The 11,548-nt window shown below is 69.0% G+C and carries 9 protein-coding genes; 3 read left to right on the top strand and 6 right to left on the bottom strand.

What is annotated here, in order from left to right; genetic code table 11:
* The first annotated feature begins 74 nt into the window (after positions 1–74).
* A complete protein-coding gene (locus tag BJY22_RS25925; RefSeq protein ID WP_202891262.1) occupies positions 75–665 on the top strand; it encodes a CGNR zinc finger domain-containing protein in 591 nt (196 codons plus the stop codon).
* A 4-nt stretch (positions 666–669) separates the two neighbouring features.
* Here BJY22_RS25925 and BJY22_RS25920 read toward each other — a convergent pair whose 3' ends face one another.
* Positions 670–1,320: a response regulator gene (locus BJY22_RS25920; protein ID WP_167211315.1), complete on the bottom strand. Its 651-nt coding sequence runs from the start codon at positions 1,318–1,320 to the stop codon at positions 670–672.
* Positions 1,313–3,412, bottom strand: a complete 2,100-nt coding sequence (locus tag BJY22_RS43100) for a histidine kinase (RefSeq protein WP_167211312.1) — start codon at positions 3,410–3,412, stop codon at positions 1,313–1,315. Before BJY22_RS43100 ends, BJY22_RS25920 begins: the two co-directional genes overlap by 8 nt.
* 150 nt (positions 3,413–3,562) lie before the next feature.
* Between BJY22_RS43100 and BJY22_RS25910 the strand changes: the two genes are divergently transcribed.
* Positions 3,563–4,183, top strand: a complete 621-nt coding sequence (locus BJY22_RS25910; RefSeq protein ID WP_167211309.1) for a hypothetical protein — start codon at positions 3,563–3,565, stop codon at positions 4,181–4,183.
* Between the two features lie 44 nt (positions 4,184–4,227).
* Here BJY22_RS25910 and BJY22_RS25905 read toward each other — a convergent pair whose 3' ends face one another.
* From BJY22_RS25905 to BJY22_RS25890, 4 genes are all read right to left on the bottom strand, one after another.
* Positions 4,228–6,159 (bottom strand): ABC transporter ATP-binding protein, encoded by a 1,932-nt coding sequence (locus BJY22_RS25905; RefSeq protein WP_202892230.1) that lies wholly within the window; start codon positions 6,157–6,159, stop codon positions 4,228–4,230.
* 107 nt (positions 6,160–6,266) lie between these two features.
* Positions 6,267–8,000, bottom strand: coding sequence for an ABC transporter ATP-binding protein (locus BJY22_RS25900; protein ID WP_167211303.1), 1,734 nt, complete (start codon positions 7,998–8,000; stop codon positions 6,267–6,269).
* On the bottom strand, positions 8,000–8,668 hold the full coding sequence (locus tag BJY22_RS25895; protein ID WP_337759067.1) for a TetR/AcrR family transcriptional regulator: 669 nt from the start codon (positions 8,666–8,668) through the stop codon (positions 8,000–8,002). The genes BJY22_RS25900 and BJY22_RS25895 overlap by 1 nt, the downstream gene beginning before the upstream one ends.
* 41 nt (positions 8,669–8,709) lie before the next feature.
* A complete protein-coding gene (locus tag BJY22_RS25890) occupies positions 8,710–9,480 on the bottom strand; it encodes a TetR/AcrR family transcriptional regulator (RefSeq protein WP_167211300.1) in 771 nt (256 codons plus the stop codon).
* Positions 9,481–9,635: 155 nt separating this feature from the next.
* Between BJY22_RS25890 and BJY22_RS25885 the strand changes: the two genes are divergently transcribed.
* Positions 9,636–11,510, top strand: coding sequence for an ABC transporter ATP-binding protein (locus tag BJY22_RS25885; RefSeq protein ID WP_202892229.1), 1,875 nt, complete (start codon positions 9,636–9,638; stop codon positions 11,508–11,510).
* The last annotated feature ends 38 nt before the right edge of the window (positions 11,511–11,548 follow it).

The following is an 11,548-nucleotide window of genomic DNA, read 5'->3' as shown; positions in this document are numbered from 1 at the left end:
CGGATAGAGAGCCGTTGATCCGTGAGAACGGTAGATCGTTCTCACGGATATTCGCAACCGGTACCATGAGAGACATGCAGGAGATCGCCGAGCCACCACTGCCGCCCGCGCCCGGCGCCGACGCTCACCTCGCACTGGACTTCGCGAACACCGCCATCGCCCTCCCCGGCGGTCAGTACGTCGACCTCCTGGGTACGCCGCCTGCGGTCAACCGCTGGCTGACGGCCCACAACCTCGCGCCCGAGAACGCAGACGTCCAGGAGATGTGCGCGACCCAGCTCCGCGCCCTCCGTGAACACGTCCGCTCGCTGTTCGCCGCCCGGATCGCCGCCGCCCCTGCCCTACCCGCGGCCGTGGACGCCCTGAACAGCGCGTTGACCAGTGTCCCGACCGCAGCCCTGCTTCGCTGGGACGCCAACGGTCCCTACCGCGCGACGCCCTGCCCCACGAATCAGATCCTCGAGCACGCGCTCGCGACCATCTCCGCCAGCGCCGCCGACCTCCTCACCAGCGAGGAAGCCGAAACCCTCACTGCCTGCGACGCCACGCCCTGCAACCGCTACCTCCTCCGCCACGGCCGCCGCCACTGGTGCTCCACCCGCTGCGGCGACCGCGTCCGCGCCGCCCGCGCCTACGCCCGGCGTACTCAGTCCGCCGCGGGCTGACCGCTCAGCGGCCGAGGCCGGCTTCGCGGGCGCGGATGATGGCTTCGGCCCGGTCGGCGACGTGGAGTTTGGTGAAAATGTTCGAGACGTTGTTCCGGACGGTCTTCGGGGACAGGTACAGCTCGGTGGCGATCTGGGCGTTGGACCGCCCGGCGGCCACCAACGCGAGGATCTCGTGCTCCCGGGCGGTGAGCTGCGGGAACGGGCTGCCGGGAGCCGCAGTCGGCGCGGCCGCGAAGAACTCCGCTACCCGGCGGGCGATCGCCGGGCCGAAGATCGCCTCTCCGCGAGCGACCGCGGTGATCGCGCGCACGATCTCGCCCTGGTTCGCGCCCTTCAGCAGGTAGCCACGAGCACCGGCCCGCATCGCCGCGAACAGCGTCTGGTCCGCCTCGGCCATCGTGAGCACGACGACGCCGATGTGCGGACTGTCCGCGGTGATCGCCCGCGTCGCCTCGATGCCGTCCAGCCGCGGCATCTGCACGTCCATCACCACGACATCCGGCTGCAACTCCCTGGCCCGGTCCACGGCCTCGACACCGTCGGCCGCCGTACCGACGACCTCGACGCCGGCCAGCGACCCGAGCAGCGCGGCGAGCCCGTCGCGGTAGACGGGGTGATCGTCGGCCAGCAGCACCCGCACGGGCTCATCCACGAACAACCTCCGGTACAGCGTCGAGCGGCAAGCTCACCTGTACGACGGTGCCGCCGCCCGGTGGACACGTGACACTACAGACTCCTCCGAGTTCGGCAACACGCTCGCGGACCGACACCATGCCCACGCCCGCGGCGACCTCCGCTCCGATCCCGATCCCGTCATCGGCCACCGACAGCTGCAGGGCGGCCTCGTCAACGCGCAGGACGATGTCGCACCGGCTCGCCGCGGCATGCCGGGCGACGTTCGTCAACGCCTCCGACGCGATCCGGTACGCCGCGACCTCCACGCCGGCCGGCAACGGGCCGAAGGCGCCGGCGTCAACAGACACGGCGTCAACAGAGAGGGCGTCGACGGAGACGGCCTTGACGGAGACGGCCAGCCCCGCGAGACGGAAAGGCTCGGCCTGTTGCTCGATCGCCCGCACCAGGCCGAGCTCGTCCAGGGCCGGCGGTCGGAGGTCGTGAACCAGCCTCCGTACGTCGGCGACCGCGGCGGCCATGTCGGTCGTCGCCTGCGCCAGCATCCGATCCGCCTCCTCCGGAGCTGAGACCGCGAGGTTCCGGGCGGTCTCGATCCGCAACGCCACGGCACCCAGGCTCGGACCGAGACCGTCGTGCAGATCCCGGCGGATCCGCCGCCGTTCCTCCTCGCGAGCGGCGACCAACCGGCTACGGCCCCGCTGCAACTCCGTGCTCAGCTCGCTGGCCCGCGCGGCCGCGGCCGCCTGCCGGACGAGATCGCCCAGTAGCCGTTGGTCCCGCTCCGACAACGCCGTTCCGTCGCCTGGGCAGAACACCAGCCGGCCGACCGGCTCACCGCGGTAACCGACCGGCAACGCATGCGTCGGACCCGAGTCCCGCCCGTGCTCGACGATCGCCAGACCGCCGCCGGAACGCTCGATCTCCACCCGGACGTACGGCAGCCGGAAGGCCTCGGCCACCGTGCGAGCGACCGCGCGAAGCTGCTCGTCCGGGTCCGCGGCCGACTCGAGCCGCTCGGCGAGCGTGGACATGGTCGCGTACGGATCGTCACGAGAACCGCGGACGAGGCGCCGTACCCAACGCCACAGCCGGCTCCGCAGCGGCGCGTAGACGACGGCGACGACCGCGATCGCGACCAGCGCCGCGTCCCGCTCGCCGAGCACCCCGCCGGCGATCGCGAACACGGCCAGGTCGATGCCCACCACGAGCGCGGCGAGTACGCCGTACAGGAAGGTGGCCGAGAGCAACCGGTCGACGTCGTACAGGCGGTGCTTGGCGACGGCGACGACGATCGCGGCCGACGTGAGTGCGATCGCCAGGCCGAACATGATCGCCGGTACGGCGGGCGGGTTCTCGAATGGGACGCTCAGCAGGATCAGGTCGACCAGCGCCGCCCACATCAGCCAGCGCAGCTGCGCTCTGCTCTCCCGGGACGCCGCGCGGTAGCGATGAACTGCCACCGCGAACGGCACGACCAGGCTGACGATCACGCCGGCGTAGGCGACCCGGAGCAGTGCCGCCCAGACGCCGTACCGCAGGTCGATGCTGAACGGGTCGAGTGCCAGGCTCGCGACCTCCGGCGGGAGTTCGGCACTGTGATAGCGCTGCATGACGTCCATGGGTGCGACCAGCAACAGGACCGGAAGCAGGAGCGTCAGGGTCAGGCTGGCGATCGAGAGCCACCGCCACCACTTCGCCGTGACCAGCTTGCCGTCCGGGAAGAGCAGGATGAGCAGCGGCAACCCGAGCAGGAGGAACGCGCCGACCCGGGAGTAGAACCAGTACGCCGCCGACGCTCCGGGCAGCCCTGGAGACGTGTAGATCGCGTACGTCGCCCAGCTCGATGCGAACCCGTCGACGATCCACAGCAGACCGGACCCGGTCAGGATCCACGCGATCGGGTGCCGCCGAAGACGGTGCAGGAGCAGGACGCCCGGCACAACCTGCGCGAGACCGGACAGCGCCGAGGTCCAGCCCTGGTCCAACTCCGCGGCCGGCGGTGCGCCTGCGCCGTTGCGAAGGTCCAAAAGAATGGTCACAGCGGTCAGCAGCAGCGCGGCTGCCCCGAGTGCAGCCGGCCACCATCCCCTCTTTGTCTCCTCCCCCACCGCTGCATTGTCACCCAGAGTGTGTCCCGTCGTCGCGGGTCAACTGTCCCGTCTCGCATCGGGACACCGCGCGGGACGCCAGGCCCTGCCTTCCGGGTCACCTCGCCGAAGAAGCTCGTTGCACGACATACCTCAGGGGGAGGAACCGTAATGACAACCACACCTGCCAGGGCACGCACCGACGTCGCCCCACCGGTCGGGGCCGCGATCGGTCCGGCGGAGCGCACGATCCGGCGGCTCGGTCTCGGGCTCACCGCCGGCACGCTGGCCTGGGCGGCGAGCATCTTCGCGTTCAGCACCGTGAACGAAGGAGTCCCCGAGCGGATCGGGGACCTGACCGGGCTGGCGTTCCAGCTCGGAGTGTTCTGCCTGCTGACCGTGCAGTTCAGGACCCGCGCGACGGGATCGTCCACCATCCTGCTCAAGGTGGAAGGGGTGATCCTGGGCATCGCGAGCCTCTGGTCGCTCCTGCACGGCGTACTACCGTCGAATCTGCAGGACGCGACCTGGCTGCTGGTGATGGACATCTGCTGGCCGCTGTCGATGCTCGGCATGATGGTGATCGCGATCAAGCTCGCCGTGGCCGGTCGCTGGCGCGGTGCCCTGCGGTGGTGGCCTCTGGTCGCCGAGAGCTGGGCTGTCGTCACCGTGCCCGCGTCCATCCTGCTCGGCGACGCCGTCGCCCGCTGGGTCGGCGGCGGTCACCTGCTGATCGGGTACGCGACGCTCGGCGTGCTGCTCGCCGTACGCCCCGATCTGGTGAAGAACTGACCCCGCGGGGCGCCACCCGCTTCAGGTGGCGCCCCGCGGTCGGGTCAGCGGGCCATCGGCCGGCCGGCCGGGGCGGCGACCGGGGGTGCGATGGCCGCCGCTTCCTCGTCGATGTCGACGATCGCGCCGCTGAACTGCGCGTTGTAGAGGCGGGAGTAGGCGCCGTCCAGGGCGAGGAGCTCGTTGTGGTTGCCCTGTTCGACGATGGCGCCGTCCTCCATGACCAGGATCAGGTCGGCGTCGCGGATGGTCGACAGGCGGTGCGCGATGACGAAGCTGGTGCGGTCCCACCGCAGAGCGGCCATGGCGCGCTGCACCAGGACCTCCGTGCGGGTGTCGACCGAGCTCGTCGCCTCGTCCAGGATCAGCAACTGCGGGTCCGCCAGGAACGCGCGGGCGATGGTGAGCAGCTGCTTCTCACCGGCGCTGACGTTGCTGCCTTCCTCGTCGATCACCGTGTCGTAGCCGTCGGGCAGGCTGTGCACGAAGCGGTCGACGTACGTCGCCGTGGCCGCCGCCAGCATGTCCTCCTCGGTGGCGTCCAGGTTGCCGTACAGGAGGTTGTCGCGGATCGTGCCGCCGAACAGCCAGGTGTCCTGGAGCACCATGCCGATCCGCGAGCGCAGGTCGTGCCGGGTGAGCTCGGTGATGTCCACACCGTCGAGCGTGATCCGTCCGGCGTTCAGCTCGTAGAACCGCATGATCAGGTTGACCAGTGTGGTCTTCCCGGCGCCGGTCGGACCGACGATCGCGACCGTCTGACCGGGTTCCGCGACCAGGCTCAGGTCGGTGATCAGCGGCTTGTCCGGGTCGTACGAGAACGACACGTGCTCGAACTCGACCCGTCCACGCGAGTCGGTCACCTTCACCGGCGACGCGTCGTCCGGCACCTGCTCCTCGGCGTCCAGTACCTCGAACACCCGCTCGGCCGACGCGACACCCGACTGCAGCAGGTTCGCCATCGATGCCACCTGGGTCAGCGGCTGGGTGAACTGCCGCGAGTACTGGATGAACGCCTGCACGTCGCCCAGCGACATCGTTCCGGACGCGACCCGCAGACCACCGACGACCGCGATGACCACGTAGTTCACGTTTCCGATGAACATCATCAGCGGCATGATCAGGCCGGAGATGAACTGCGCCCCGAACGCGGCCTTGTACAGCTCCTCGTTCTTCTCCGCGAAGCTCGCCTCGATCTCCTTCTGCCGCCCGAAGACCTTCACCAGCTCGTGCCCGGTGAACGCCTCCTCGATCTGACCGTTCAAGGCGCCGGTATGCCGCCACTGCGCGACGAACCGCGCCTGCGAGCGCTTCGCGATCACGGCCGTCAGCACCATCGAGATCGGGATGGTGATCAGTGCGATCAGCGCCAGCAGCGGGGAGATCACGAACATCATCGTGACCACTCCGATGACCGTCAGCAGCGAGGTGAGCAGCTGGCTCAGGGTCTGCTGCAGGCTGGTCGAGATGTTGTCGATGTCGTTCGTCACCCGGCTGAGCAGCTCACCGCGCGGCGCACCGTCGAAGTAGCTCAGCGGCAGCCTGTTCAGCTTGTCCTCGACCTCGGCCCGCAGGTCCAGGACGGTCCGCTGGACGATGCCGTTCAGGATGTACCCCTGCGCCCAGGACAGGAAGAACGCGCCGACGTACAGCACCAGGACCAGCAGCAGGACGTTGCGCAGGGCATCGAAGTCGATCCCGACGCCGGGAATCAGGTCGATTCCCTGCAGCAGGTCCGCCAGCCGGCCGTTGCCGGACGCACGGGTCTGCTCGACGACCTGCTCCTTGCTCAGACCACTCGGCAGCTGTTTGCCGATCGCGCCGGAGAAGATGATGTCGGTCGCACGACCGAGGATCTTCGGGCCGAGCACCGACAACCCGACACTGCCGACCGCGAGCAGGATGACCAGCGACAGCTGGACCCGGTGCGGCCGCAGCCGCCGCAGCAACCGCTTGGCCGACGGCAGAAAGTTCATCGACTTGTCCCCCGGGATACCTCCCGGAGGCCCGAACCCGCGTCCGCCGGTCGGCCGCTCGGTCGCCTTCACCGTCGTGCCGCCGGAGGCCGGCTGTTGTTCCTCGCTCACGCTGCCTCCTCCGCGGAACGCTGCGACTCGACGATCTCGACGTACGTCGGGCACGTGTCGAGCAACTCCTGATGGGTTCCCTTGCCGACGATCGCGCCGTCCTCGAGCACGAGGATCTGGTCGGCGTCGATGATCGTCGAGACCCGCTGCGCGACGACCACCACGCACGCCTCCCGGGTGACCGGGCGCAGTGCGGCCCGCAGCCGGGCGTCCGTCGACAGGTCGAGCGCCGAGAACGAGTCGTCGAACAGGTAGATCTCCGGTTTGCGGACCAGCGCCCGCGCGATCGCGAGCCGCTGCCGCTGACCGCCGGACACGTTCGTGCCGCCCTGTGCGATCGGTGCGTTCAGGCCCTCGGGCATCGCCTCGACGAAGTCCTTGCCCTGGGCAATCTCGAGGGCTTTCCAGAGTTCTTCGTCGGTCGCGTCCGGGTTGCCGTACCGCAGGTTGCTCGCCACCGTCCCGGAGAACAGGTACGGACGCTGCGGCACCAGACCGATCCGCTCCCACAGCGCCTCGGGCTCGATCTCGCGGACGTCGATCCCGTCGACGAGCACCCGCCCTTCGGTCGCGTCGACCAGCCGCGGTATCAGCGAGAGCAGCGTCGTCTTACCGGCACCGGTGCTGCCGATGATCGCGGTGGTCTGACCCGGCGACGCGACGAAACTGACGCCCCGCAGTACCGGCTCGGCGGCGCCCGGGTACTTGAAGGACGCGTGCTCGAACACGAGCTGCCCGCGCCCCGTGAAGCTCGTGATCGGCGTGACCGGCCGCCGTACCGACGACTCCGTGCCGAGGACCTCGGAGATCCGCTCCGCGCAGACCGAGGCGCGCGGCACCATGATCATCACGAACACGCCCATCATCACCGAGAACAGGATCTGGATCAGGTAGCTCAGGAACGCGGTCAGCGCGCCGACCTCCATCGTCCCGTTCTCGACCCGGGAGGCGCCGAACCACAGCACCGCCACACTCGACACGTTCAGGATCAGCATCACGGTCGGGAACACCAGCGCCATCAGCCGGCCCGCCCGGATCGCGGTGTCGGTCAGGTCCCGGTTCGCCTCGCCGAACCGCTCGACCTCGTGCGGCTCGCGGACGAACGCCCGCACCACCCGGATCCCGGCGATCTGCTCCCGCAGGACCCGGTTCACGCCGTCGATGTTCTTCTGCATCTTCTGGAACTGCGGCACCATCCGGCTGGCGATCAGGCCGACACAGGCGGCCAGCAGCGGTACGGCGACCGCGACCAGCCACGACAGCCCGACGTCCTCGCGGACCGCCATGATGACGCCGCCGACCATCGTGATCGGCGCCGCGACCAGCATGGTGGTCGTCATCACGACCAGCATCTGGATCTGCTGGACGTCGTTGGTACTGCGGGAGATCAGCGTCGGCGCGCCGAACTGGTTGACCTCACGGGCGGAGAACTCCCCCACCCGGTGGAACACGGCCGCGCGGACGTCGCGTCCGAACAGGGCGGCCGTCTTCGCACCGAAGTACACCGCGGTGATCGTGCAGGCGATCTGCACGAGGCTGACGGCGAGCATCCAGCCGCCGGTGCTCATGATGTAGCCGGTGTCGCCCTTGGCCACGCCGTTGTCGATGATGCCGGCGTTCAGGCTGGGCAGGTAGAGGGAGGCGATCGTCCCGATCAGTTGCAGGACGACCACCAGGAGCAGGTTTCCCACGTACGGACGCAGGTGCGTACGCAAGACGCGAAGTAACATCAATCATCCCCAGAGTCGTGACGACGGGCGCCGCCGAGCGCGAATGCGGCGACGTCCTCGGAGGCCGGTGGCTGACCGGTGTGGTGCTTGCGGAGACCGTCGAAGGCGAAGTCGACGATCTCCTCGGCGGTCAGCACGTGGCCGCCGGAAATCAGTGGGTGGGTCGCCGAGAAGGTGATCAGGTGGATCATCCGGACCACCTCCTCCGGTGGCAGGCGCAACTGGTCCGCGTCCGGGCGCAGCAGGTCCGCGAACGCCTCGTTGGACAGGTCGGACTGCCGCTTGCGGCGCTCCGCGTGCAGTGGATGCTGCTTGAAGTCCGGAGGCTGCCGCAGCCGCATCGAGAACATCAGCCGGAACACACTGCGCAGCCGCCGCTGCCCGATCTCGACGGCCGCGATCGTCCGCTCCCGCAGCGGCAACGACCGGTCGACCTCTTCGAGGGACTTCACCAGATCGGTGGTGTCCATCGCGGTCAGCATCGCGGCGTTGATCAGCGCGTCCTTGCTGCCGAAGGCGCGGAAGATCGTGCCCTCCGCGATGCCGGCCGCCTCGGCGATCTGTTTGGTGCTGACATCCGGACCGAACTCCTCCAGCAACGGCAGGGCCGCCGCGACGATGGCCGCGCGGCGCTCCTCGGGAGGCAGTGGTGTTGCTCTCGGTGACACCGCTCAAAGGTAACTGAGTGAGTACTCACTCACAACTGAATTCACCCTTGTGGCGCAGACCGGTTCGCCACCAGCGCGGACACGCCGTCCAGCAGCCGTTCGAGACCGTACTCGAAAGCATGTTCGGAGTCGTAGGAGGCGTCGAACTCATTCCCGACCGCGGTCCCGACCCGGGCCGAGAGCGGGAACTTCTCCAGGTCGCCGATCCGGTCCAGGTGCGGCACGTGCGCCAGCCACCACTCCTTGTCCGTCATCCCCGACCGCTGGATCACCTGGCGCGCCTCGACCGCTGTCCGGACGGCGCCGTGCACGTAGCCGTTGACCAGGGCGACGGTCGCGTCCATCTCGATATCGGTCAGGCCGATGCCCTCGACGGCGGTCAGCTCCCATTCGTACTTCGCCATCACGTTCGGGCCGAGCGGCGGACGGCTGATCGCGATCTGGAGCAGCCACGGGTGCCGTAGGTACAGCTCCCGGTTCTCACGGGCAACCTCCTCGAGCCGCGCTCGCCAGTCCCCCCGTACGACGCGCCGCGGCAGCTCGCCGTACACGCGGTCGAGCATGACGTCGAGCAGCTCACCCTTACCCGGGAAGTAGCGGTACAGCGTCATCGCCCCGACGCCGAGCTCGTCGGCGACCCGGCGCATCGACATCGCGCTCAAGCCCTCGGCGTCCGCCACCTTCCGGGCGGCCGCGACGATCCCGTCGACGGTCAGCGCCGGCTTCGGTCCGCGGGTCGGCTGCGGCCGCCGTCGCCACAGCAGCTCGAGGCTCTTCGCCGGGTCGCCGCTGCCGCTGTGCTCCTGGTTCATGTGCGGGATTCTTCCCTAGCGGGTATTCTTCGTACAGCGTACGCAGTTGACCTCAAGTTCCGTAGAGGTTCTAGCGTCGGTTTCTGTCGGTGGTCTGCGGAATCATCGACGTCCCCGACCGATCGATCGACCGGAGCCCAGCCGTGAGCATGGAAATGACCGCGTGGAACTCGCTGTACCACGCGATGCACGCCCAAGACGACAAGAGACCGTTCTCCCGTGCCACCCTGCGCCGGATCCTCGCGTTCGCCCGGCCGCACCGGCGGTACCTGATCGCCTTCCTGGTGCTCAGCATCGGCGCGGCGGTCCTGGCGGTGGCGACTCCCGTGCTGGCCGGTCGTGTGGTCGACGCGATCGTCGGCGGCAAGGCGGTCAGCGTCGTCCTGCAACTGTCCTTGCTGATCGCGGCCATCGCGGTCGCCGAGGCCGGGATGAGCATGCTCACCCGCTGGCTGTCCGCCAGTATCGGCGAGGGGCTGATCCTCGATCTGCGGACCGCCGTGTTCGACCACATCCAGCGGATGCCGATCGCGTTCTTCACCCGCACGCGCACCGGCGCACTGGTCTCCCGGCTGAACAACGACGTGATCGGGGCGCAGCGCGCGTTCAGTGACACGTTGTCCGGTGTCGTCAGCAACCTGGTGATGCTCGTGCTGACGCTGGTCGTGATGCTGCGGGTCTCGTGGCAGATCACGCTGCTCGCGCTGGTCATCCTCCCCGTGTTCGTCATACCCGCACGCCGGATCGGGGCCAGACTGGCCGGACTGCAGCGGGAAGCCGCGAACTACAACGCCACCATGAGCACGCAGATGACCGAGCGGTTCTCGGCGCCCGGTGCGACGCTGGTGAAGCTGTTCGGGCGGCCGGTGCGCGAGTCGGCCGAGTTCGCGATCCGGGCCCGGCGGGTGCGGGACATCGGCGTGCGGACGGCGATGGTGCAGTGGATCTTCGTGACCTCGCTGACGCTGGTCTCGGCGCTGGCGCTGGCCGTCGTGTACGGGTTGGGCGGGTTCTACGCGCTGCGCGATCAGCTGGACGCGGGTGCTGTGGTGTCGATGGCGTTGCTGCTGACCCGGTTGTACTCGCCGCTCACCGCGCTCGCGAGCGCGCGGCTCGAGGTGATGACCGCGTTGGTGAGCTTCGAGCGCGTCTTCGAGGTGCTCGATCTGGAGCCGCTCATCAAGGACAAGCCCGAGGCCGGCCGGGTGCCTGAAGGTCCTGTTGCGGTGGAGTTCGACAAGGTGAGGTTCGCGTATCCCTCGGCTGACAAGGTGTCACTGGCGTCGCTCGAAGAGGTCGCGAAGCTGGACACGCGCGGCGGCGTCGAGGTGCTGCACGACATCTCGTTCCGCGCCGAGCCCGGTCAGATGGTCGCGCTCGTCGGGTCGTCCGGCGCCGGGAAGTCGACGATCGCGCAGCTGATCCCGCGGTTGTACGACGTGGACGCCGGGGCGGTGAGTCTCGCCGGGGTCGATGTCCGCGATGTGTCCGCGGAGTCGTTGCGGGAGACGCTCGGCATGGTGACGCAGGACGGGCACCTGTTCCACGACTCCATCCGGGAGAACCTGCTGCTCGCACGTCCCGAGGCCACGGAGGCCGATCTGTGGGACGCGTTGGAGCGGGCGCGGCTGGGCGACCTGATCCGGTCGTTGCCGGATCAGCTGGACACTGTCGTGGGCGAGCGTGGCTACCGGTTGTCGGGTGGTGAGCGGCAGCGGCTGACGATCGCGCGGTTGCTGCTCGCGCAGCCCCGGGTCGTGATCCTCGACGAGGCGACCGCCGCCCTGGACTCGACCAACGAAGCCGCGGTGCAGGCCGCGCTGACGGAGGCGTTGGCGGGACGTACGGCGGTCGTCATCGCGCACCGCCTGTCGACGATCCGGGCCGCCGACCAGATCCTCGTGATCGAGGACGGCCGGATCGTGGAGCGCGGGCGGCACACGGAGCTGCTGGCGGCCGGCGGGCGGTACGAGGAGCTGTACAGGACCCAGTTCGACCAGCCCGGAGCCGCCGAGGCTGTTCCGGTCTGAAAATTGTCGTTGTTGTTCCGATCGAGGTGGAGGTTGTC

This window comes from Kribbella shirazensis (assembly GCF_011761605.1).
GTDB lineage: Bacteria > Actinomycetota > Actinomycetes > Propionibacteriales > Kribbellaceae > Kribbella > Kribbella shirazensis.
The sequence above is the reverse complement of the archived record's forward strand: the minus strand, read 5'-3'. Positions and strand labels throughout refer to the sequence as shown.